General features: G+C 65.2%; 20 protein-coding genes and 1 tRNA gene. 12 read left to right on the forward strand and 9 right to left on the reverse strand.

The window, feature by feature from the left end; all coding sequences use genetic code 11:
• The first annotated feature begins 321 nt into the window (after positions 1 to 321).
• Positions 322 to 1,413 (forward strand): Zn-dependent alcohol dehydrogenase, encoded by a 1,092-nt coding sequence (locus tag ACOOEX_RS02370; protein WP_420396960.1) that lies wholly within the window; start codon positions 322 to 324, stop codon positions 1,411 to 1,413.
• 7 nt (positions 1,414 to 1,420) lie between these two features.
• Here ACOOEX_RS02370 and ACOOEX_RS02375 read toward each other — a convergent pair whose 3' ends face one another.
• Complete coding sequence (locus tag ACOOEX_RS02375) at positions 1,421 to 1,843, reverse strand: GNAT family N-acetyltransferase (protein ID WP_420396961.1); 423 nt, start codon at positions 1,841 to 1,843, stop codon at positions 1,421 to 1,423.
• A gap of 70 nt (positions 1,844 to 1,913) precedes the next feature.
• Here ACOOEX_RS02375 and ACOOEX_RS02380 point away from each other — a divergent pair, with 70 nt between their 5' ends.
• Positions 1,914 to 3,137, forward strand: coding sequence for a mandelate racemase/muconate lactonizing enzyme family protein (locus tag ACOOEX_RS02380; protein WP_420396962.1), 1,224 nt, complete (start codon positions 1,914 to 1,916; stop codon positions 3,135 to 3,137).
• Positions 3,138 to 3,231: 94 nt separating this feature from the next.
• Here ACOOEX_RS02380 and ACOOEX_RS02385 read toward each other — a convergent pair.
• From ACOOEX_RS02385 to ACOOEX_RS02395, 3 genes are all read right to left on the reverse strand, one after another.
• Positions 3,232 to 3,308, reverse strand: a tRNA-Arg gene (locus ACOOEX_RS02385).
• 51 nt (positions 3,309 to 3,359) lie between these two features.
• Positions 3,360 to 3,833, reverse strand: a complete 474-nt coding sequence (locus tag ACOOEX_RS02390) for a GNAT family N-acetyltransferase (protein ID WP_420396963.1) — start codon at positions 3,831 to 3,833, stop codon at positions 3,360 to 3,362.
• A 4-nt stretch (positions 3,834 to 3,837) separates the two neighbouring features.
• The gene (locus tag ACOOEX_RS02395; RefSeq protein ID WP_420396964.1) at positions 3,838 to 4,149 is read right to left on the reverse strand and encodes an ETC complex I subunit; all 312 of its coding nucleotides are present in this window, start codon (positions 4,147 to 4,149) and stop codon (positions 3,838 to 3,840) included.
• A 420-nt stretch (positions 4,150 to 4,569) separates the two neighbouring features.
• Here ACOOEX_RS02395 and uvrB point away from each other — a divergent pair, with 420 nt between their 5' ends.
• Positions 4,570 to 6,747 carry an excinuclease ABC subunit UvrB gene (gene uvrB / locus ACOOEX_RS02400; RefSeq protein ID WP_420396965.1) on the forward strand — a complete coding sequence of 726 codons (2,178 nt, stop codon included), beginning with the start codon at positions 4,570 to 4,572 and terminating at the stop codon, positions 6,745 to 6,747.
• Positions 6,748 to 6,820: 73 nt separating this feature from the next.
• Here uvrB and ACOOEX_RS02405 read toward each other — a convergent pair whose 3' ends face one another.
• A complete protein-coding gene (locus tag ACOOEX_RS02405) occupies positions 6,821 to 7,372 on the reverse strand; it encodes an REP-associated tyrosine transposase (protein WP_420398311.1) in 552 nt (183 codons plus the stop codon).
• Between the two features lie 191 nt (positions 7,373 to 7,563).
• A complete protein-coding gene (locus tag ACOOEX_RS02410) occupies positions 7,564 to 8,142 on the reverse strand; it encodes a DUF1285 domain-containing protein (protein ID WP_420396966.1) in 579 nt (192 codons plus the stop codon).
• A gap of 85 nt (positions 8,143 to 8,227) precedes the next feature.
• Here ACOOEX_RS02410 and ACOOEX_RS02415 point away from each other — a divergent pair, with 85 nt between their 5' ends.
• From ACOOEX_RS02415 to ACOOEX_RS02430, 4 genes are all read left to right on the forward strand, one after another.
• A complete protein-coding gene (locus ACOOEX_RS02415; RefSeq protein WP_420396967.1) occupies positions 8,228 to 9,235 on the forward strand; it encodes an AAA family ATPase in 1,008 nt (335 codons plus the stop codon).
• Entirely contained in the window at positions 9,232 to 10,125 is an 894-nt protein-coding gene (locus ACOOEX_RS02420; protein WP_420396968.1) for a DUF58 domain-containing protein, read from the forward strand. Before ACOOEX_RS02415 ends, ACOOEX_RS02420 begins: the two co-directional genes overlap by 4 nt.
• Positions 10,126 to 10,303: 178 nt before the next feature.
• The gene (locus tag ACOOEX_RS02425; RefSeq protein ID WP_420396969.1) at positions 10,304 to 13,063 is read left to right on the forward strand and encodes a DUF4159 domain-containing protein; all 2,760 of its coding nucleotides are present in this window, start codon (positions 10,304 to 10,306) and stop codon (positions 13,061 to 13,063) included.
• A gap of 2 nt (positions 13,064 to 13,065) precedes the next feature.
• The gene (locus tag ACOOEX_RS02430) at positions 13,066 to 15,132 is read left to right on the forward strand and encodes a hypothetical protein (RefSeq protein ID WP_420396970.1); all 2,067 of its coding nucleotides are present in this window, start codon (positions 13,066 to 13,068) and stop codon (positions 15,130 to 15,132) included.
• A gap of 114 nt (positions 15,133 to 15,246) precedes the next feature.
• Here ACOOEX_RS02430 and ACOOEX_RS02435 read toward each other — a convergent pair whose 3' ends face one another.
• Positions 15,247 to 15,597 (reverse strand): hypothetical protein, encoded by a 351-nt coding sequence (locus ACOOEX_RS02435; protein WP_420396971.1) that lies wholly within the window; start codon positions 15,595 to 15,597, stop codon positions 15,247 to 15,249.
• Between the two features lie 54 nt (positions 15,598 to 15,651).
• Positions 15,652 to 16,359, reverse strand: a complete 708-nt coding sequence (locus ACOOEX_RS02440) for a DUF599 domain-containing protein (protein WP_420396972.1) — start codon at positions 16,357 to 16,359, stop codon at positions 15,652 to 15,654.
• An 83-nt stretch (positions 16,360 to 16,442) separates the two neighbouring features.
• Between ACOOEX_RS02440 and ACOOEX_RS02445 the strand changes: the two genes are divergently transcribed.
• The 5 genes from ACOOEX_RS02445 to ACOOEX_RS02465 all read left to right on the forward strand — a co-directional run bounded on the left by ACOOEX_RS02445 (position 16,443) and on the right by ACOOEX_RS02465 (position 21,893).
• Positions 16,443 to 17,882, forward strand: coding sequence for an FAD-linked oxidase C-terminal domain-containing protein (locus tag ACOOEX_RS02445; protein ID WP_420396973.1), 1,440 nt, complete (start codon positions 16,443 to 16,445; stop codon positions 17,880 to 17,882).
• 78 nt (positions 17,883 to 17,960) lie between these two features.
• Positions 17,961 to 19,085: an FAD-binding protein gene (locus ACOOEX_RS02450; protein WP_420398312.1), complete on the forward strand. Its 1,125-nt coding sequence runs from the start codon at positions 17,961 to 17,963 to the stop codon at positions 19,083 to 19,085.
• A complete protein-coding gene (glcF, locus tag ACOOEX_RS02455; RefSeq protein ID WP_420396974.1) occupies positions 19,085 to 20,407 on the forward strand; it encodes a glycolate oxidase subunit GlcF in 1,323 nt (440 codons plus the stop codon). The genes ACOOEX_RS02450 and glcF overlap by 1 nt, the downstream gene beginning before the upstream one ends.
• Before the next feature lie 63 nt (positions 20,408 to 20,470).
• The gene (locus tag ACOOEX_RS02460) at positions 20,471 to 21,304 is read left to right on the forward strand and encodes a trypsin-like serine peptidase (protein WP_420396975.1); all 834 of its coding nucleotides are present in this window, start codon (positions 20,471 to 20,473) and stop codon (positions 21,302 to 21,304) included.
• A 130-nt stretch (positions 21,305 to 21,434) separates the two neighbouring features.
• Positions 21,435 to 21,893: an Hsp20 family protein gene (locus ACOOEX_RS02465; protein ID WP_420396976.1), complete on the forward strand. Its 459-nt coding sequence runs from the start codon at positions 21,435 to 21,437 to the stop codon at positions 21,891 to 21,893.
• 367 nt (positions 21,894 to 22,260) lie between these two features.
• Here the strand turns inward: ACOOEX_RS02465 and ACOOEX_RS02470 are convergent, their stop codons facing one another.
• Positions 22,261 to 23,133, reverse strand: coding sequence for a hypothetical protein (locus ACOOEX_RS02470; RefSeq protein WP_420396977.1), 873 nt, complete (start codon positions 23,131 to 23,133; stop codon positions 22,261 to 22,263).
• Between the last annotated feature and the right edge of the window lie 138 nt (positions 23,134 to 23,271).

Genomic DNA, 23,271 nt, shown 5'->3' on the forward strand with positions numbered 1-23,271 from the left:
GGCGTCCAGACCCATCCGCCCACGCGGCCGCCGGATACGCCGGAGCACCCGCCCCGATATCCCGTGGCAACGCGGCCCGAGGAGGCCCCCGCGAAAGCGGGGGTTGACGAGGGCCGCTCCCCGGTCGACGCCGCAGGCGGCGAAACCGCTTTCCGTCTGCACGGATGGTGTACGGGGGGTGTACGGGGGGTGTACGCATGGCACCCCCCGATGTGACCCCGAAAATGTCGCGACGGAACACGCGATTTGCCGCTCTCGCCTCTTGAACCCTGCCACCATGCCCCGCAGTCTCACCCCAAAGCGCGAGGGAGGAATCGCCACATGACAACAGTCAAAGCCGCCGTCTGCCACGCCTTCGGCGAGCCGCTGAGCATCGAGGAGATCGAGCTGCGGGCCCCGGGGCAGGGCGAGGTCGAGGTCAAGCTCGATGCCGTCGCCATCTGCCATTCCGACATTTCCTTCATCGACGGCGGATGGGGCGGCGACCTTCCGGCCGTGTACGGCCACGAGGCAGCCGGACGCATCACCTCGGTCGGCCCCGGTGTCACCGCGTACAAGCCAGGCGACAAGGTATTGGTTACGCTCATAAAATCCTGTGGCACCTGCGGGTCCTGCGCCTCCGGGGCGCCGGTCTATTGCGATGGTAACACGCCCGTTGATCCGGCCATTCGACTGACCGATGGCACCGTCGTGACGAAAGCCATGGAATGCGGCGCCTTTGCCGAGGCCGCCGTGGTCCATCAAAGCCAGCTCGCCCCCCTGCCGGACGACATGCCTGCCGATGTGGCCAGCCTGCTGGCCTGTGGCGTGATCACCGGTATCGGCGCGGTCGTGAACACCGCCAAGGTGCGTCCCGGCCAGAACGTGGTGGTAATCGGTGCGGGCGGTGTCGGGCTCAACGCCATTCAGGGCGCGCGCATCGCCGGGGCCGCGCGCATCATCGCGATGGACATGTCCGAAGATAAACTCAACGATGCCAAAGGGTTCGGCGCGACGGACGGCATTCTCGCCACCGAGTCGGAACCCTGGAAGGCCGTGGCCAGGATCACCGGCGGCAAGATGGCCGACGCGGTCTTCGTCACCGTCGGCGCGATCCCGGCCTATGACCAATCCCTGCGCCTGCTGGCGCGCGGCGGCACAATGTATGCCGTGGGGATGCCCCATAGCGGGGCCATGGCGGAATATGAACCGGTAATCATCGCCGCCGTGGGGCAGGGGATGAAGGGCTCCAAGATGGGTGACGCGGTCCTGCCGCGCGACATCCCGTGGATGGTCGACATGTACCAGCAGGGGCGCCTGAAGCTCGACGAACTGATTTCGAACCGCTGGAGGCTCGACCAGATCAACGAGGCCATCGCCGACACCAAGACCGGCCACGCACGGCGCAACGTGATCCTGCTCGGCGAGGCGTGACGTTCCGTCAGTCCCAGGAGTAGACCACAACACCCGACTGCGCCCGTCCGCCAAGGCGGGCGTAGAGCGCCCGGGCCGGGGCGTTGTCGTCCTCGGTCGCCAGCCAGATGGTTTCGCAGCCCATGGCGCGGGCTTCCGCTAGCACAGAGCGCCCAAGCGCCAGCCCGATCCCGCGCCGCCGCCAGTCCTCGTGCACGCCGATCTCGTCGAGGTAAAAGCTTGGGGCCTTGTCCGGCATAAGGACAACCGCACCAGATGCCATCCCGACAAGCGCCCCATCGGCAAGCGCCCCGATCAGCAGCTGTCCCTGTGCCCGCAGCTTGTGTTGCAACTGGTCGGGGCGAACCGGCCCGTTGAACAGCCCGTCGCGGACAGACAGGGCGAGGTCGGCATCTTCCAAGCCGAGGCGGCGAATCTCGATAGCATCCATTCCAGAGCCTCCTTGCCCAACCGTGCCGGGCGGGGCAGGGTGATGCAAGCAAAGCCGAGGGAGCAGCTGCATGAAACTGGCCGATCTGGAAATCTTCGTCATCGCTCCGCCCAACCCCGGTATGGGCGGGCGCTACTGGATCGTGCCGAAGCTGACCACGGCCTGCGGGATTTCGGGCTATGGCGAATGCTACGCGTCGTCCGTGGGGCCAGAGGCAATGCGGGCCGTGATCGCAGACGTGTTTCAGCGCTATTTCGAGGGCGAAAGCCCCGAGAATATCGAACGCATCTTCCGCCGCACCTATTCCTCCGGCTTCACGCAGCGGCCCGATCTGACGGTCATGGGCGCTTATGCCGGGTTGGAGATCGCCTGTTGGGACATCCTCGGCAAGGCGCGGAACCGGCCCGTGTGGGCACTGATCGGCGGCAGGATGAACGAGCGGCTGAGGGCCTATACCTACCTTTATCCGCTCGCCCATCACCACCCGACGGAGTTTTGGATCTCTCCTGACATGGCGGGTGAAGCGGCAGCCGATTGCGTCGCGCGCGGCTATACGGCGGTCAAGTTCGACCCGGCAGGCCCCTACACGATGCGCGGCGGCCATATGCCTGCCATGTCCGACATCACGCGGTCCGTGGCCTTCTGCAAGGCGATCCGCGAGGCCGTGGGCGACCGGGCCGATCTGCTCTTCGGCACGCACGGCCAGTTCACGCCCGGCGGCGCGATCCGGCTCGGGCAGGCTCTGGAACCCTACAGCCCGCTCTGGTTTGAAGAGCCCACACCGCCCGACAACTATGCCGCCATGGCCGAGGTCGCGCGCGCGGTGCGCATTCCCGTCGCCACGGGCGAACGCCTGACCACGAAGGCCGAATTCGCCGACGTCCTGCGCGCGGGTGCCGCCACGATTCTGCAACCGGCGCTTGGCCGGGCAGGCGGCATCTGGGAGGGCAAGAAGATCGCCACGCTGGCCGAAACCTTCGGCGCGCAGATTGCCCCCCATCTTTATGCCGGGCCGGTGGAATGGGCGGCGAATATCCATCTGGGCACGACCTGTCCGAATCTTCTGCTGGTCGAGACAATCGAGACCGACTTCCACCGCGACCTCATTGGCGGCACGATCCGGGTGGAGAACGGCTTTGTCCATGCGCCCGCGGGGCCGGGGCTTGGGATCGCGTTCAACGAGGACCTCGCCCGCGCCCATCCCTGCGACCGCACCGGGCTGCATCTGGAAATGCAGGACGCGCCCTGCGACTGGCAGAACGGCAACGCCTTCGCGGGAGGCTCGCCGGACTGAGATACACCGCCTATCCGCCACCCGACATCCGGTTTCCGGAAATCGCGGCATTGGGGCCGCACATGATCTCGGCCCGCTGAAAGAACGAAGAAAATGGCGATCCCGCGAGGACTCGAACCCCGAACCTGCTGATTAGAAGTCAGCTGCTCTATCCAGTTGAGCTACGGGACCGCTGTGCTCTAGATGCGCGACCCGGAGGGCGAACGCAAGGGACAAGCTGCTTCAAATCTCGCGGGTCATGAAGGTGGACAGGGGGTCGTCCGCGTAGCCTGCATAGGGGCCGCAGGGAATGAATCCTGCGCGGGTGTAAAGTGACCGGGCGGTTGCGTGATCTGTGCCCGCCCCGGTTTCAAGGCTGATCCGCTGCACCCCGCGTGACCGGGCGTCGGACAGCATGCTTTCCAACAGCGCCTTTCCCGCACCGCGTCCCCGGGCGATGTCGCGCACATGCATGGATTTCAGCTCTTCATGGCCCGGACCGATGCCCACCAAAGCCCCGATTGCCAGAAGCCGGTCATTGTCACGCAGGGAAAAAATCCGCGCGCCTGCACCGGTCAGGTCATCGACGGATTTCACATGACAACTGGCATGCGGAGTCTGGGTCCGCATCAGTGCCTCGTGGATCTGCAACAGCTCGACCACATCCGCGTGGCTGGTGTCTTCCAGCGTCACGGTCAGGCGGCCTTGGCAGGTCATCCGGTCAGTGGGTCCAGACCTGACGGCGATTGGTGGCGAAGTTTTCGCCATAGCCGCCCTTGCGGATATTGGCCTTGCGCTTCTGCGGCTGCAGGACAACAGCCTCGATCCCGTGCTCCCGCGCATAGGCCTTCGCGGCTTCCAGGCTGTCGAAGCGCAGCTTGACCTGGCTGTTCATGTCGCCCGATCCGGTCCATCCCATCAGTGGATCGACCTCGCGCCGTTCAGCAGGGGCGAATTCCAGCACCCAGGTTTTGGTCTTCCCAAGGCCGGATTGCATCGCGTTCCGGGCAGGCTGATAGATTCGTGCGCGCATCGGGCCACTCCTTGGCAGGTCATGGGGCTGTCTTATCATGAAACACGGTGCGGGATGCAACGGTCAATCTGGTCGCGGGAAGGAGGGAAAGCAGGCTGCCGGCCGGGCTCGTGGAGCGAGTGTGGGGTGGGTGGTGCGAGGCCGACCGGCAACCGTTTTGCTGCTTGCCATGCAACCTTAAGGTGGAGATACATCGGGCAGCAAGGAAATACTCCCGCAGATTTCTTACGAAATCGTTTAAAATTCAGCGCAGTATGCGCCCGAGCGGTTTTCTTTCGCGCAATGCACCCTGCTGACAGAACGCTGTCAGGAGGTGTCAGCTATGACATCGCCACCGGACGCGCCCGGCGAAATTCCCCGCCGCCCCCTTGCAGGCGAACAAAAAGAGATCATTCTAAGGGGCAACCCAAGGATAAATGCATGCCCTATTCGACCACCGACCGCCGCGAGATCGCAGAGGCCGCCGCCCCCCTCCCCAAGCTGGAGGGCGGCAAGCGGTTTGTCATGCACACCACCTTTCAGCCCGCAGGCGACCAGCCCACGGCCATCGCAGAACTGGCCGAGGGTGTGATGGGCGGCGAACGCGATCAGGTGCTGCTTGGCGTCACCGGCAGCGGCAAGACCTTCACCATGGCCAAGATCATCGAGGAAACGCAGCGCCCGGCGATCATCCTGGCCCCCAACAAGACGCTCGCCGCGCAGCTTTACGGGGAATTCAAGGGCTTCTTCCCTGATAACGCCGTCGAATACTTCGTCAGCTACTACGACTACTACCAGCCCGAGGCCTACGTGCCGCGCTCGGACACCTATATCGAGAAAGAAAGCCAGATCAACGAACAGATCGACCGGATGCGCCATTCGGCCACCCGGTCCTTGCTGGAACGCGATGACGTGATCATCGTGGCCTCGGTCTCCTGCATCTACGGCATCGGCTCGCCCGAGACCTACACGGCCATGACGCAGGATATCGAGGTCGGCAAGGAATACGATCAGCGTGCCGTCATGGCCGATCTCATCGCACAGCAATACAAGCGGAACGATCAGGCGTTTCATCGCGGCACCTTCCGGGTGCGTGGCGACAGCCTGGAAATCTGGCCCTCTCACCTTGAAGATCGCGGCTGGCGCCTGTCCTTCTTCGGCGAGGAGCTGGAGTCGATCACCGAGTTTGACACGCTGACCGGGGCCAAGACCGATACGCTGGAAAAGGTCCGCGTCTACGCCAACAGCCACTACGTGACGCCGACACCGACGATGAAACAGGCGATCAAGGGCATCAAGGCGGAGCTAACATTGCGGCTCAAGCAGCTTGAAGACGAGGGCAAGCTCTTGGAAGCGCAGCGGCTGGAACAGCGCACGCGGTTTGATCTGGAGATGCTGGAAGCGACCGGCGTCTGCAACGGGATCGAGAACTATTCGCGCTACCTGACGGGCCGCGCGCCGGGCGAACCGCCCCCCACGCTCTTCGAATACATCCCAGACAATGCCATCGTCTTCGCCGATGAAAGCCATGTCAGCGTGCCCCAGATCGGTGGCATGTACCGGGGCGACTACCGGCGCAAGTTCACGCTGGCCGAACACGGCTTCCGCCTGCCCAGTTGCATGGACAACCGGCCGCTCAAGTTCGAGGAATGGGACGCGATGCGCCCGCAATCCGTCTTCGTCTCCGCCACCCCCGCCGCGTGGGAGCTGGAGCAGACCGGCGGCGTCTTCACCGAACAGGTGATCCGCCCCACCGGCCTGCTTGACCCCGAGGTCGAGATCCGGCCCGTCACCACGCAGGTCGATGACGTGATGGACGAGATCCGTAAGGTGACGGCGGCGGGCTTCCGCACGCTTGTGACCACGCTGACCAAACGCATGGCCGAGGACCTGACCGAATACCTGCACGAACAGGGTATCAAGGTGCGCTACATGCACTCCGACATCGACACGATCGAACGGATCGAGATTCTGCGAGACCTGCGCCTCGGAGCCTTCGACGTGCTGGTCGGGATCAACCTGTTGCGCGAGGGGCTCGATATCCCCGAATGCGGGCTGGTGGCCATTCTGGACGCGGACAAGGAGGGGTTTCTCAGGTCCGAGACCTCGCTGGTGCAGACCATCGGGCGCGCCGCGCGCAACGCCGAGGGGCGCGTGATCATGTATGCCGACCGCATGACCGGCAGCATGGAACGCGCCATTGGCGAAACCAATCGCCGCCGCGAAAAGCAGATGGCCTATAACGAGGAACACGGGATCAAGCCCGAGACGGTGAAGAAGAATGTCGAGGATATTCTGGCGGGCCTCTACGAGGGCGACGTCGACATGGCCCGCGTTACCGCGAAGGTGGACAAGCCCCTGCACGGGGCCAATCTTGAGACCCATCTGGAGGGCCTGCGGGAGCAGATGCGGAAGGCGGCGGAGAACCTGGAATTCGAGGAAGCCGCTCGGTTGAGGGACGAGATCAAACGGCTGGAAGTTGTCGATCTGGTGGTCTCGGACGACCCGCTGGCGCGGCAATCGGCGGTGGACGCAGCGGTAGACGGGGCCGCGAAGGCAAGCGGTCGGTCAACGGCGGGAAGGCCGGGGCAGAGAGGAGGGAAGCGGCGGAGGGGGTAGCGATGGTAGGGTGGGCAGTTCTGCCCACCACACCGCCTATCCTGTGTCATCAACGGTGGGCAGACTGCCCACCCTACGAAAACCGCTCTCCGAATCTTCCTTCGACGTCCGTGCCGATCCATTCCGGTTCAATCCGACCGGCTTTGATATCCCGGTGAATGGAGGAAAAGGGCCAATCTGCGGCCCGCTCGACCAATCCGTGTTTCACCGGGTTGCTCCAGCAATACGCAACATGCGCCCGGAAATCCGCCTCGTCACGGATCGTGTGCTCCCAGAACCGCCTCTGCCAAATTCCCCGCTCCCGCTTGGCCCGTTTGCTCGGGGAAACCGTAGGGTGGGCAATGTTGCCCACCTTCACCCCCACCATCCTTGTGAACCGGTGCTTGATCTTGCGCCAACGCTCTGAATAGGCGCTGTCTCCCTCCGGCAGGGTCCAGACCGCGTGCAGGTGATCGGGAAGCACGACCATCGCATCACAGCGGATCGGCGCATGGCGGATGGTTGCCCGGTAGGCGCGGCGCAGGTCTTCGATTTGGTCGGTCAGCAGGGAGGAGGATGGGTCGGCAAGATTGACGGTAAAGAAAAAGCTGCCACCGGGGGATCTGGATCGAATGTAATTAGGCATGAGAGCAGAAAGCATGACTGCCGTTACCGGGACGTTAACGTGAATGGTGGGCAAACTGCCCACCCTACGCAGGCCGCTTTCCAAACGCTCCAGACATCTCCGCACCCGGTTAGCGCTCCGAATTGAATTTCGGACGGTTCACCGATGAAGACGCGGCGGAACGCGGGCTGCAGGTTCCGGACTTCTGAGCCTCAGACCTCCAGCTCCGCCACCGGGATGATCGGGAAGAACTGGCCGGAGGACCAGACCCCGAACATGTCCACGCCCTCGACCTCGTGCGATTCGCCAAGCTCGATCATCCGATAGAAGGTCTTGCGGTCAATCAGCGCCTCCAGCCCGGCGCGGATATGGATGTAGGGCGAGGGTTCGCCGCCGTCGTCGCGCTCCACGCGGATGGGGTGATCCGCATCTGCGACCACCACCTCTTCCACATTGGTGGTGAAGGTCATGACCTGATCACGGCCATCGCCCGCCGCATCCATGTCCACCGCCACGAAGGGGGCGTCCACCACGCGGATGCCGACCTTTTCGACCGGCGTCACGAGGAAATACTTCCCGTCCTCCAGCTTCAGGATCGAGGCAAACAGTTTGACCAAGGGGAAGCGGCCAATCGGGGTGCCGAGGTAGAACCAGGTGCCATCGCGCCTGATTTCCATGTCCAGATCACCGCAGAAATCGGGGTTCCACAGGTGAACCGGCGGGTGCTTGCCGTCTTTCTGGGCGGCTTTTGCCGCTGCAATCAGGCTGTCGGGGGTGACTTTCACGATCATTTGTCCGGTCTTTGCTTTTGCCGTTTGAGCTTGCCGCAATAGTTGTCTTTACTAGGAGAACATAACCATTCACCGGAGTATTGCCATGTCTGACCCCGAAAAGCTGGTCACAGAGATCGAAAATCTGGGGGGAAAGCTGGCCGAGGCCAAGGCCGCCATCGCCTCGCGCATCATCGGGCAGGAAGAAGTGGTGAACCTGTCGCTCGCAGCGATGCTGTCGGGTGGGCATGCCCTGTTGATGGGCCTGCCGGGGATGGGCAAGACGCTGCTGGTCGATACGCTGTCGACTGTCATGGGGTTGAGCGGGTCGCGCATCCAGTTCACGCCGGACCTGATGCCTGCCGATATTCTGGGGTCGGAAGTGCTGGAAACCGGCGGCGACGGGGCGCGGTCCTTTCGCTTTATCGAGGGGCCGATCTTTTGTCAGCTTCTGATGGCTGACGAAATTAACCGCGCCTCCCCCCGGACGCAGTCGGCGCTGTTGCAGGCCATGCAGGAGATGGAAGTGACCGTCGCAGGTGTGCATCATCCGCTGCCGCGCCCCTTTCATGTGCTGGCCACGCAGAACCCGATTGAACAGGAAGGCACCTATCCGCTGCCAGAGGCGCAGCTGGACCGGTTTTTGGTGAAGATCGACGTGCATTACCCGGATCGGGAGACCGAGAAGGGCATTCTGCTGGCCACCACCGGCACCGAGGAAGCGGTGGCGCATCAGGTGTTCGATGCCGACACGCTGATGGCGGCACAGCAGGTGGTGCGGCGGATGCCCGTGGGCGATGCGGTGGTCGAGATGATCCTCGATCTCGTGCGTGCCTGCCGACCCGAGGATGACGGCGCGCCTGCCCTGGTGCGTGATCATGTGGCCTGGGGCCCCGGCCCGCGCGCGGCGCAGGCGCTCATGCTGACGGTGCGCGCGCGGGCGCTGCTGGACGGGCGTCTGGCGCCCTCGCCCGAGGATGTGGCGGCCATGGCGCGGCCGGTCCTGTCGCACCGTATGGCGTTGTCTTTCGCGGCGCGGGCCGAAGGGATTGCGCTGGACGCCGTGATTGACGCGGTCACCGCGCAGGCGACCCGCACCGAGGCTGCCGCTTGACCCAACCCGCGCTTCATACAGCCGAAACGCTGCGGTCCCGATCCGAGGCGGTCGCGGGCAGCCTACCGGCGCTGATGGCCGATGCGCAGCATCTGGCGGCGACGATCTTGCTTGGGGAGCATGGACGCAAACGGCATGGGATGGGCGACGAATTCTGGCAGTATCGCAGCGCCGAGGCGGGGGATAGCTTGCGCGCCATCGACTGGCGACGTTCGGCCCGGGCGGACGGGCTTTACGTGCGGCAGACCGAATGGAAGGCAGCGCAATCGGTGATGATCGGCGTCGATGACGGGCAGAGCATGGGATATGCCGGGGCCAAGTCGCGACCGTCCAAGCTTCGCCGGGCGCAGACACTTGCGATGGCGCTGGCGATCCTGGCCGTGCGCGGCGGGGAACGCGTGGGGCTGACACATCTGGCCGATCCCCCTCGCAGCGGCGAGGCGCAGCTGATGCGCATGGCGGCGGCCCTGATGGAGCAGCGGGAAACGCCGGATTATGGCGTGCCATCGCCGCAGATCCTGCCCGCCGGGTCGCGGGCGGTGTTCTTCTCGGATTTCCTCGGTGATTTGTCTCCGCTGGAGCGGGCGCTTGGTCAGGCGGCGGATCGGGGCGTCAAAGGGGCCTTGGTGCAGGTGCTGGACCCCGATGAGGAAAGCTTCCCCTTCGACGGGCGCACGGTGTTTGAAAGCATGGGGGGCGTTTTGCGGTTCGAGACGCTGAAGGCGGGCGGGCTGCGCGCGGCCTACCTGCGGCGGCTCGCGGCCCGCAAGGATCAGTTGCGGCAGATGGTGGCCCGCACCGGCTGGCGCTATCACTGCCACCATACCGGCGATGCAGCGGAGCCGAGCCTGCTCTGGCTTTACCGGGCGCTCGAAAAGGGGGCGTCATGATGGCGGTTTGCGGTGGCGAATGCCCTTCAAAGGGCTGTGAAACGCTCTTCGAAGAGCGTTCTGGCGCACCATTCAGACGGGAGAGAGCCGTTCGACGGGTCGCGGGTCAAATGCCTTCGAAGGAATTTGCAAACCTCTTCGAAGAGGCTTCCCCGCGCCAAATGGAAAAGGCGGCGTCATGATCGGACCTGTTGCCTTCACCACGCCGCTCCTTCTGCTGACGCTCTTTTTCCTGCCGATCCTGTGGTGGCTTTTGCGTGCCGTTCCCCCCGCGCCGATCCTGCGGCGCTTTCCCGGCGTGGCGCTGCTGATTGGCCTCAAGGACGAGGACAGCCAGTCCGACAAAACTCCCTGGTGGCTGCTGCTGTTGCGCATTCTGGCTGTCGCCACCGCTATCATCGGCTTTGCCGGACCGGTTCTGAATCCGCAGCAGGCGAGCGATCAGGACGGGCCTTTGCTGGTGCTGATGGACGGCTCATGGGCTTCGGCCCGCGATTGGCCGTCCCGGATCGACCGGGCGCGGGCGCTGATTGAAGATGCGGGGCGCGAGGGGCGCCCGGTGGCGCTGGTCCAGCTGACCGACCTGCCGCCGATGGGCGACTTGCCCTTTCAGTCGGCCAATGCCTGGGCTGCGCGGCTGGACAATTTGGACCCTTCGCCCTTCCCGCCGGACATGTCAGCGGCACTGGCCTGGGCCGAGGGGGTGGATCCCGGCATCCAGACCTTCTGGTTCTCGGACGGGCTGGATCATGACGTTCGCGACGCGCTGTTGGCGCGCCTACAGGAGGCCGGCCCTGTGACGGTCTTTGAGGGCAGCCGCAGCCTGTTGGCGCTTGGTCCGCCCCGGTTCGAGGATGGTGCGATCCGCCTGACCGGGCAGCGGCTGGACGACACGGGCGCGCGGGAGGTGACCATACAGGGCTTTGGCCTCGACCCCGCCGGGATCGAGCGGGAACTGGCGCGCGGCGTGATGGTCTTCGACGCCGGTGAGACCAGCGCCGAGATGGAGCTCGACCTGCCGCCGGAACTGCGCAACCGGATGAACCGGTTCGAAATTGCCGGTGAGCGCAGTGCCGGGGCGGTGACCCTGACCGATGACGCGCTGCAGCGCCGGCAGGTGGGTCTGATTGCGGGCAGCCCGGATCAGGAGGGGCAGGAGCTGCTGTCGCCGCTGCACTACCTGCGTCAGGCGCTGGCCCCCACGGCGGACCTGCTGGAGGTGGCGCTGCCCGATATGCTGTTGGCCAGCCCCGATGTGATCATCCTTGCCGATGTGGCGACGCTCTCGCCCGAAGAGGACAGCGAGCTGCAAGCCTGGGTCGAACGTGGCGGCATGCTGCTGCGCTTTGCCGGGCCGCGCCTGGCGGGGTCGGACCTTGCCCGCGACAGCACCCATCCGCTGATGCCCGTGCGCCTGCGCGAAGGCGGGCGGACCGTGGGTGGCGCAATGAGCTGGGGAGAGCCCAAGGCGCTGCGCGTTTTCGACGAAACCTCGCCCTTTTATGGCCTACCGATCCCCGAGGATGTGCTGGTCACCGCACAGGTGCTGGCACAGCCCGACCCGGAACTGGCCAGCCGCACCATCGCGGCACTGGTTGACGGCACGCCGCTGGTCACGCGCAGCCGGTTGGGCCAGGGGCAGGTGGTGCTGTTCCATGTGACCGCCAATGCCGAATGGTCGAGCCTGCCGCTTTCGGGTCTCTTCGTGCAGATGCTGGAACGGCTGGCGATCTCGACCCGTCCCGTAGACCCGGATGCCGCCGATCTGGAGGGCATCACCTGGGTGCCGGACGTGGTGCTCGACGCCTATGGCCAGCGCCGGGATGCCGGGAACCTGCCGGGCTTGGCCGGGACCGATCTGGCCAATGCGCCCTTGTCGGCGACGCTGCTGCCGGGGCTTTATGCCGGATCGGATCGGCGGGTGGCACGCAATGTGATGGCGGCTGACGCAGTTCTGACCCCGGCGGACTGGCCATCTGACGTACCTGTCGAGGGGTTGCGCGTGGCCGAGACGGCGGACCTGACGCCCTATTTCCTTACATCCGCTCTTGTCCTGCTGCTGCTCGACTCTCTGGCGGCCCTGTGGCTTTCGGGCCGCCTGACCGGCGCGGTGCGGGGGGCGGCTCTGCTGCTGGCGGCGATGGTGGCGCAGTCGGGGGAGGCGCAGGAACTGAGCGATGACGACACCCTCGCGCTGCTCGCCACCTCCGAGATCACGCTAGGTTATGTGCTGACCGGGGATGAGCAGCTCGATGAAACCTCCCGCGCGGGGCTGTGGGGGCTGGGGCTGACGCTGACCAGCCGCACCTCGGTCGAGCCAGCCGCGCCGATTGGTGTGGATTTGGAGAGTGACGAGCTGGTGTTCTTCCCGCTGCTCTATTGGCCGATCAGCGTCGATCAGCCGACGCCCTCGGACGCGGCTTATGCGAGGCTCAACGCCTATCTGCGCGGCGGCGGCATGATCGTCTTCGACACGCGCGACGCCGATATCGGGGCCTTCGGCGCGGGCACCCCCAATGGCCGCCGCCTGCGGGACCTGGCCGAGCCGCTGGATATTCCGCCGCTGGAACCGATCCCCGATGACCACGTGCTGACCCGGTCTTTCTATCTGCTGCAGGATTTCCCGGGTCGCCATCTTGGCCGCGATGTCTGGGTCGAGGCCGCGCCGCCAGATGCGGAACAGGTCGAGGGCATGCCCTTCCGCAACCTCAATGACGGGGTGACGCCGGTCATCATTGGCGGCAATGACTGGGCCGCGGCATGGGCACAGACGCCCTCTGGCCAACCGATGTTCCCGGTGGGGCGCGGGTTTACCGGTGAACGGCAACGCGAGATCGCCCTGCGCTTTGGCGTGAACCTCGTGATGCATGTGCTGAGCGGCAATTACAAATCCGACCAGGTCCATGTGCCGGCCTTGCTGGAACGGTTGGGGCAATGAACATGACCGGATCCATCCTCTTCGACCCGCTCCTGTCCTGGCCCCTTATCTGGGGGCTGGCGGGGGCCGTTCTGGCGCTGCTGGCGTTGCAGGTCTGGCGGGGCTTGCCCGGCTGGTGGCTGCGCGGGCTGGCGGGGCTGGCATTGCTGGTGGCGCTGGCCAATCCGGCGCTGCAAAGCGAAGAGCGGGAGCCGCTCAGCGATATCGTGCTGCTGGTGATCGACGAAAGCGCCTCGCAGCGCATTTCCGACCGACCGGGACAAACTGAAGAGGCGATTGCCGAGATCCGCCGAGAGGTCGCGGGTCTGGGGATGGAACTGCGCGAGGCGCGGGTTGCGGATGCCGCCGACAATCAGGGCACGCTGGCCATGGCGGCGCTGTCGGAACTGCTGGCCGAAGAACCCCGTGCGCGCATCGCGGGGGCCATTCTGGTCACCGACGGGCGCATCCATGACCTCGACCTGGCCCCGGACCTGCCCGCGCCGCTGCATGCGCTGATCACCGGCGAAGCGACCGACTGGGACCGGCGGCTCATTATCCGCAACGCGCCCTCCTTTGCCATTCTGGACGAAGAGTTTGTCATGACCCTGCGCGTCGAGGATGAGGGCGCGGTCCCCGGTGACCTGCCCGATCGGGCAGAGCTGCGCATTTCCATCGACGGGGACGCGCCGCGCAGCTTCATGGTGCCTATCGGGCGGGATATGGAGCTGCCGCTGGTCTTGCCCCATGCGGGCATGAACGTGATCCAGTTCGAACTGCCGGAAGCACCGGGGGAGCTGACGGATCGCAACAATGCCGCCGTGGTGCAGATCAACGGGGTGCGCGACCGGTTGCGGGTGCTGCTCGTGTCCGGCCAGCCGCATCCGGGGCAACGGACCTGGCGCAACCTGCTGAAATCCGACCCGGCGGTGGATCTTGTGCATTTCACCATCCTCCGCCCTCCCGATCGCAACGATGGCGTGCCGGTGACGGAACTGAGCCTCATCGCCTTCCCCACGCGGGAGCTGTTTCTGGAAACCATCGACGAGTTCGACCTGGTGATCTTCGACCGCTATCAGCGGCGGGGGATCCTGCCGATGGTCTATCTCGACAACGTGCGCCAATACGTGGAACGGGGTGGCGCGCTTTTGATGGCGACGGGGCCGGAATTTGCCTCTGCCGCCTCGCTCTATCGCACGCCTTTGGCCGAGATCATGCCGGGCCGCCCGACCGCGCAGGTGATGGAACAGCCCTATCTGCCCACGGTCTCTGCCCTTGGCGAACGGCATCCGGTGACGCGGGGGCTGGCCGATGAACACACGGCCCTGCCCGACAGCGATGCGCCCTGGGGCCGCTGGCTGAGGCAGATCGAGCTGATCGAGGATGGCGGCCAGACGGTGATGACCGGGGCCGGGGAGCGGCCGCTTCTGATGCTCGACCGGGTGGGCGAGGGGCGCGTGGCGCTGCTAGCCTCCGATCACGCTTGGCTCTGGGATCGGGGCTATGAAGGCGGCGGACCGCAGCTGGAACTGCTCAGGCGGCTGGCGCATTGGATGATGGGCGAGCCCGAGCTTGAGGAGGAGGCCCTGCGCGCCGATGCGGATGGGCAGGTGATCTTTGTCACGCGCCAGACCCTGGGCGATACGGTCGGGACGGTGACGGTGACCTATCCGGACGGGTCGGAACATGAGCTGCCCCTCGAAGAAACTGCGCCGGGCCGCTTCACGGGCGAGGTGACGGGGCCGGAAACGGGACTCTACCGCCTGCGAGAAGGCGAGGAAGAGGCGGTCATCGCGCTTGGCCCTGCGGCCCCGCGCGAGTTCGAGGAAACCCTGGCCAATGGCGCGGCGGTGGCGCCATTGACGGGTGTGATGCGCGGCGGCGTTTTACGGTTGGAAGCGGGTGTTCCGGATGTGCGGATCGTGTCCGAGGGGCGCAATGCGGCAGGGCGCGGATGGATCGGTCTGACCCCACGGGGGGCCTACCTGACCACCGATGTGACGGTGACGCCGCTGATTGCCGGCTGGCTCTTCCTGCTGATCGCGGCGGGGCTGATGCTGGCGGCCTGGCTGCGCGAGGGGCGGCGGTAGGTTCGCCGCGCCTTCGGCCCGTCGACCGGGGGCGATTTTTGGAAAAATCGCGGGGGGCTCTGCCCCCGTCGCTTCGCTCCTCCCCCGAGGTATTTTGCCAAGATGAAAGGGCGGTCAGTTCAGGGGGAGCGGGAAGGTTTCGTCCCCCCATCCGGTCTGGCTGGTGCGGGCGCGGATCTGGACGGTGCCTGTTCCCTCTGGCACCGCGACACCAGACAGGGAGCGGGTGAAGGGCTGCTCAGTCTCATGCGGATGGGTCAGGACGCGGGTGCCCAGTATCGTGCCATCCGGCAGTTCCACCCGCCAGCCATCGGCGTAGTCGTCCCAGCCGGTATCACCATGCTCCAGCGTCACCTCGAAACGCCAGCCGGTGCCGGCCTGCACGGCCTCGGCCCCGACAATGCGGGCGGGATCGGCGAGGGCGGGGCTGGCGAGCAGCAGAAGGGTGGCGGCAGGACGGAGCATGGCGGGAGCCTGCCATCGGAAGGGCGGCCTGTCATATGACATCTGCGCGAGGGTTCAGCGGTTTTCCTGAGCGGGGGGCAACAGGATGCGCCGGGAATGGGAGGCGAATTCGCGCGACCAGATCATGTAGCCGACCACCGCCGTGCCCGCGATTAGCGCCGCCGGGCCAAGCAGCCAGGCCAGCGATCCGAGCGAGAAATAGAGCGCGCGCAGGCCCCGGTTGAAGTTGAACGCGGCGCGGATATTGACCTCGGCCGCCTGCATGGCGCGGGGCAGGGTGCGTGGGTCCTCCGGATCGTTTGGAACGGCGGCCATCAGCACCGCGCAATAGCCGAAAAGCCGGTTGGACCAGACGAATTTGAGGAAGGCGTAGAGGAGGAAGATGCCGGTCGCCATCAGCTTGATCTCGATGACCAGCGTGGGCGTCCCGCCCAGGGTCAGGTCCTCGGCCACGCCAAGCAGCCGGTCGGCATTGCCAATCAGCGCCAGCAGCCCGCCGAGCGCGATCATTGAGGCCGACGCGAGGAAGTTCGTCCCCTGGCGCAGGCTCGACAGGATCGCGGCGTCGAAGATGCGTGGCTGCCGGGTGATCATCTCCCGCATCCAGTCGCGGCGATAGCCGATCATCAGGATCGTGACCGAGGGGCGTTTGAGCCGGTCGGATTCGATCAGCCCGCCGAGCGCGATCCAAGCAGAGAAGGTCAGCGCAACGGCAAGCGCATCGAGCGGGGCGAAAAGGGCGAGCTGGTCGATAAAACGCATGCTGAAAGCCTATATCTGAGCACTATCTATTGCCACAGGGGTAAATTGGTTATATTTATTTACCAAATCAAGGGAGGGTCACTATGGAAATGCCAATTCCAAATGCGTCGGTTCTGTCGGCCAAGGCCCGGATCGTGGCGCGACTGAAGGCGGCCTTGCCTGCGGACGCGGTGATCGACGCCCCCGAGGAGGTGCGCGCCTATGAATGCGATGCGCTGACCGCCTATCGCTGCCCGCCCTTGGCTGCGGTCCTGCCTTCCACGACGGCGGAGGTCGCAGCGGTGCTGAAGATCTGCCATGACGAAGGCGTGCCGGTGGTACCGCGCGGGGCGGGCACCTCGCTGGCCGGTGGGGCGCTGCCGACGGCGGACAGTGTGATCCTGGGCGTGGCACGCATGAACGAGGTGCTGGAGACGGATTACGACAACCGCTTCATCCGGGTGCAGACCGGGCGGACCAATCTGAGCGTCACGGGCGCGGTGGAGGAGGAGGATTTCTTCTATGCTCCTGATCCATCGTCGCAGCTGGCCTGCGCCATCGCGGGCAATATCGCGATGAATTCGGGCGGGGCGCATTGTCTGAAATACGGGGTGACGACGAACAACCTCATGGGCGTGACCATGGTGCTGATGGACGGTACGGTGGTCGAGATCGGCGGTGCGCATCTGGATGCGGGCGGGCTCGACCTGCTTGGCGTCATCTGCGGCTCCGAAGGGCAGCTTGGTGTCGTGACCGAGGCCACCCTGCGTATCCTGCCCAAGCCCGAGGGCGCGCGGCCCGTGCTCATCGGCTATGATAGCAACGAAGTGGCGGGCGAATGCGTGTCCGACATCATCAAGGCGGGCGTTCTGCCGGTGGCGATCGAATTTATGGACCGGCCCTGCATCCGTGCGACCGAAGCGTTTGCCAAGGCGGGCTATCCCGATTGCGAGGCGCTCTTGATCGTCGAGGTCGAGGGATCCGAGGCCGAGATCGACGCGCAGCTCGGGGTGATCAGCCAGATCGCCCGCAAGCATGACCCCGTTGAACTTCGCGAAAGCAAATCCGCAGACGAAAGCGCGCGGATCTGGTTGGGGCGCAAATCGGCCTTCGGGGCGATGGGGCAGATCAACGACTACATGTGCCTAGACGGCACGATCCCGGTATCCTCCCTGCCGCTGGTGCTGCGCCGGATCGGGGAGATGTCGAAGGACTACGGGCTGGACGTGGGCAACGTCTTTCACGCGGGCGACGGCAATATGCACCCGCTCATTCTGTTCGATGCCAACAAGCCGGGTGACCTGGAGAAATGCGAGGCTTTCGGGGCCGACATCCTGAAGCTCTGTGTCGAGGTGGGCGGCTGCCTGACCGGCGAACATGGGGTGGGCATCGAGAAGCGGGATCTGATGGTTGCGCAGTTCACCGGGCCGGATATGGAGGCGCAGATGCGGGTGAAGGATGTGTTCGACCCGAAATGGCTGCTCAATCCGGCCAAGGTGTTTCCGCTGTCGGTTTCGCAATCGCATAGGGATTTCGCCGCCTGACGGCGTCGATCCGCGGGGGGCCAGCCCCCCGCACCCCCCGAGGTATTTTTGCCAAGATGAAGGAAGGGCATTTTGATGCTGAGCCCGAGGGATGAGCAAGAGCTGAGTGAGGTGGTGGCGGGGGCTGAGGGGCCTTTGCGCATTGTCGGGGGAGGCACGCGGCCCGTGGGGCGGCCAGTGGCGGGGGAGGCGTTGTCGGTCGCGGGGCTTTCCGGCATCGAGCTTTATGAACCCGGTGCGCTGACCATCGTGGCGAAGGCGGGAACGCCCTTGGCGCAGGCCGAGGCGGCGCTGGCGGCGGAAAACCAGCGGCTGCCGTTCGAGCCGATGGACATGCGCGGGTTGTTGGGGACGACCGGCGAGCCGACCATTGGCGGCGTGGTGGCGGCCAATGTCTCCGGTCCCCGGCGCATTCAGGCGGGGGCGTGCCGGGATTCGCTCATCGGTGTGCGCTTCGTCGACGGGCGCGGCACGGTTCTGAAGAATGGCGGGCGGGTGATGAAGAATGTCACCGGCTACGATCTCGTGAAGCTGATGGCGGGCAGCTACGGCACGCTCGGGGTGCTGAGCGAGGTGGCCTTCAAGGTGCTGCCGGGGGTGGAAACGCGGGCCTGCGTGTTGCTCAATGGCTTGTCCAACGCGGATGCGGTGGCGGCGATGTCGAGGGCGCTTGGCTCGCCCTTCGAGGTCTCGGGCGCGGCCCATACGCCTGCCGGGATCGACGGGCATCCGGTGACGATGCTGCGGCTGGAAGGCTTTGCCGACAGTGTCGCCTATCGGGCGGATAGGCTGCGGGAGCTGCTGGCCGGGTACGGGGATATTTCGGTTGAGAGAGACCCGGAGCGAGTGCTGGTGGGATGGACTTGGGTCCGCGATGTGGAGCCGTTCCACGGGCGAGCGGGCGATGTCTGGCGGGTGTCGGTGAAGCCCTCGGACGGACCGGAGATCGCGGCGCGGGCGGGTGGCGACGTGCTGTTCGACTGGGGTGGCGGGCTGATCTGGGCTTTGGTGCCCGACGGCACGGACCTGCGGGCGCAACTGGGCACGTTCTCGGGCCATGCCATGCTGATCCGGGCCAGCGAGGAAACCCGTGCGCGCCTGCCGGTGTTCCAGCCCGAGCCTGCGCCGGTGGCGACCCTCTCCGAGGGCCTTCGACGCCAGTTCGACCCGAAGGGCCTTCTCAATCCGGGGATCATGAGCTGATGCAGACGTTTTTCACCGAAGACCAGTTGCAGGACCCCGGGATCGCCCGGTCGAACGAGATCCTGCGCGCCTGCGTGCATTGCGGGTTTTGCACGGCGACCTGCCCGACCTATCAGGTTCTGGGCGATGAGCTGGATAGCCCGCGCGGGCGGATCTATCTTATAAAAGATATGCTCGAAAGCGGGCGGCCTGCGGACGAGAAAACCGTCAAGCATGTGGACCGCTGCCTGTCCTGCCTCGCCTGCATGACGACCTGCCCCTCGGGTGTGCATTACATGCATCTGGTCGACCATGCGCGGGCGCATATCGAGAAGACCTACAAGCGGCCCCTGATGGACCGGCTGCTGCGCTGGACGCTGGCCAGGATCATCCCCTATCCCGGCCGCTTCCGGCTGGCGTTGCTTGGCGCCAAGATCGGGCGGCCCTTTGCGTTCCTGATGCCCGATGCACGGCTGAAGGCGATGCTGGCAATGGCGCCGAAGCAGATTCCGCCCGTCAGCCGCAATGACGACCCGCAGGTATTTGCCGCGATAGGTGAGCGCCGGAAGCGGGTGGCGCTGATGACGGGGTGCGCGCAGAAGGCGTTGAATACCGATATCAACGACGCGACGATCCGGCTTTTGCGCCGTTTGGGCTGCGAGGTGGTCATTCCTCAACGGCAGGGCTGCTGCGGGGCGCTGACGCATCACATGGGCAAGGAAAGCGAGAGCCATGCCTCGGCGGCGAAGAACATCCGCGCCTGGAAGGCCGAGATGGATGGGGAAGGGCTAGATGCCGTCGTCATCAACACCAGTGGGTGTGGGACCACGGTCAAGGACTATGGGCATATGTTCCGTAACGATTCGCTGGCCGGGGATGCGGCGGCGGTCTCTGGCATCGCGATGGATGTCTCGGAACTGCTGATGCAGCTTGATCTGCCGAAAGGGGCCGACAAGGGCCTGACCGTGGCCTATCACGCCGCCTGTTCGCTCCAGCATGGGCAGCAGATCAAGACCTATCCCAAGGACCTGCTGAAGCGGGCCGGGTTCAAGGTGGTGGAGCCTGCGGACCCGCATCTGTGCTGCGGTTCGGCGGGGACCTACAACCTGCTTCAGCCCGAGATTTCAGGCAAGCTGAAGGACCGCAAGATCCGCACGCTGGAGGCGAAATCCCCCGACATCATCGCAGCGGGCAATATCGGCTGCATGGTGCAGATCGGCTCTGGCACCGAGGTGCCGATTGTCCATACGGTCGAGCTGCTCGATTGGGCCACGGGCGGGCCGCGACCGCCGGCGCTGGATGCGGAGGGCAAGCGCGAAATACCAGTGCCGATCCTGCGCTGAGGGGTCAAACTTCTGCCCCAGTCGGGTGGCATCCTGCGCCGGATCATCAACCCGGGATTGCCGATGCGCGCCTTACTGGCCTTTCTTCTGATGTCCTGCGCCGCCACCGCGCAGAGCCTGCCGACCATCGCGCCGGACGGGCCGCCTTTGCTGGAGGTGACCGGCGACGGGCTGGATCGGCAGTGGCTGGCCGTGGGGCGTTTTGACAATGGCGCAGGGTTCTGCACCGGCACGTTGATTGCCGCCGATCTGGTGCTGACGGCGGCACATTGCCTGTTTGATGCCTCCACAGGACAGCAACTGCCTCAGGCCGGGTTCCGCTTTGGCGCGGGGCTGCGCAATGGCCAGCCTTTGGCGCTGCGCGGGGTGCGCCGGGTGGTGATGCATCCCGGTTATGCCTATGACCTGCCCGACGATCTGGACCGGGTGCGCACCGATATCGCGCTGCTGGAGCTTGACCGGGCGATCCCGTCCAATCAGGTGGTGCCGATCCCGGCGCGGGGGCGGGCGACGGAAGGCGACATTGTGCAGGTCGTGTCCTACGGGCGGGACCGCGCGGATCATGCATCGCTGGAGAACGGCTGTGCAGTGGAGGCCGGAGATGGCGAAATGCAGGTGCTGAGCTGCCATGTGGTGCCCGGCTCGTCCGGGGCGCCGGTGTTCGTGTCGAGCGGCGGGCATCCCGGCGTCGTGTCGGTCGTGTCGGCCATGGCGCATTGGCGCGACGATCCTGTTGCTCTTGCGGCGGATCTGCAGGGCGGGCTGGCACCACTGCTTGATCTGCTGGACCGCACCGATGACGTGTTCGCGCGCGAAGCACCGCGTCTGCGCACCCTGACCATGGGCAATAACGGCCAGGATGAACTGGGTGCGCGTTTCATCCGCGTGACCCCTTGAAGCGCGGCGGGTCGCATCCCAGATCGTAAGGTGTCCGGTGCCCGCAACAGGGGCCGGATGTGTCACCCGGGCGGGTCGTATCAGACCGTCCACAAAATCAGGTATCGCTCAAGAGAAGAGGATCACCCATATGAGAACCCAGGATTTTTCGCCGCTTTTCCGTGCCTCCGTCGGCTTTGACCGCGTCGCAGACATGCTCGACCGCGTCATGAGCCAGGATGTGAACACCAGCACCTATCCTCCCTACAATATCGAGAAGACGGGCGACGCGGCTTATCGCATCTCCGTCGCCGTCGCGGGCTTTTCCGGCGAGGAACTGAGCGTCGAGCAGCGCGAGAATGCGCTTGTCGTGTCTGCCCGCAAGGAAAAGGACGAGACGCCGCGCACCTACCTGCATCGCGGCATTGCCACCCGCGCCTTCGAGAAACGCTTTACGCTCGCTGACCATGTGAAGGTCACCGGCGCGGCCCATGAAAACGGCATGCTGCATATCGACCTTGTGCGCGAAGTGCCCGAAGCGCTGAAACCGCGCCGCATCGAGATCACCTCTGACGCCGGGGTTCCGGCGCTGGAGGCTGAGACCGCCTGACCAGTCAGGCAATCCCTTCGTTGAACTTTGCGCGGTCCCTCGGGGCCGCGCTTTTTTGTGGCGGGGTCGCGGGAACGGGCCGCGGCGCGTGTGTTTGCGGGCGGGGGAGGGCGTTTCGGCACTGTCTCGGGGATGTCCTGTGTGCTGCCTGAAGGGATGGACATAAAGTGGCGGCGCCGCCCGTTGCAGGGGCGCGTGAGAGACGTGGTCTGGCGAGCCTTGGAGCTGTCCGTGCCTGCACCTTCGTCAGGTGGTCTTCGGGTTGGGCGGCTGACCGGGTCACGCGAGAGAATCGGTTAACCGGCGATCAGGATGACAGATCGGGGTTAAGATCGGGTTAGCCGGGCAGGGCCTATTGCTGTGCCGGTCAGAACCACTGTCCCGGTTCCATCAGCCCCAGCTCCATCAACTGGCGTGAGGACCAGTAGAACCGCGTCGACTTGTGCCAGCGGAAACTGTCCACGTCATGGCGCGAACCGGGGTTTGACCGCAGCGCCTTGGCGACCCGGAAGGAACAGATCGCGGCGGACATGGAATGGTGCCAGGGACAGGAATAGGTGTTCATTTCCTCGATGGACAGGGTGTTGTCCTCGCGCAGGGTCAGCCCCTCGGCCGCCTGGAACAGCGCCGGCCGGTCGATGCGGCGCTTGGCTTCGGGCACATGTTCCTCGAACCGCCAGCGCAGACCCCCGTAGAAATTGAGCTGCCGGTCCAGCACATCGTCATCAGCTTTGCGGCGGGTTTCGGCGTAGTAGCCGGAGCTGTCCAGATGCGCGCTTTCCAGCGACACCGCATTTGGGCAGTGGGTCAGATCCTCTGCATAGAGGTCGACCACATAGCCCAGAACCGAATTGCGTCGTTCTTCCATCACGAAGGCCAGGGCCTCGCCCACCCGGCGCTGTTCGCAGAACGGAAAGAACAGGTATTCAGCGTTGAAGCAGTAGTGAATCCATTCCCCCGGCACCAGCCTGATCAGGGTGTTGACGGCGGCCTGCACGGTGCCCGGCTGGCGTGTGGGGTGGCGGATCGTGTCGATGATGTCGGGATCGGCGAGGGATTCGGGCAGGTCCACATCCTTTGGCAGCAGCAGGAAGATGCGGCGAAACCCCAGATGCGTCAGGTGATCGAGTGTCGAGGCAAGCTCGGTCGCGTCCTCGGCAATGACCATGGCGAAAGGCCCCTTGCCAAGGGGGGTCCGCGTCGCTTGGCTTCTGAAATGGTCGAGGGACGGATGGTTCATCTGCCGGTTTCCGGTTCTTGCTGCCCGCGCATACTCTGCCCTCGGGGTTGCGATTTTGCAAACGCCTCTCGCCACCCGCATTGAAGCAGCGCGGCGCTTGCGCTACACGCGGCCTGAAACCCGACAGGAGCCCGCCCC

Source organism: Nioella sp. (assembly GCF_965215655.1).
Classification (GTDB): domain Bacteria; phylum Pseudomonadota; class Alphaproteobacteria; order Rhodobacterales; family Rhodobacteraceae; genus Nioella.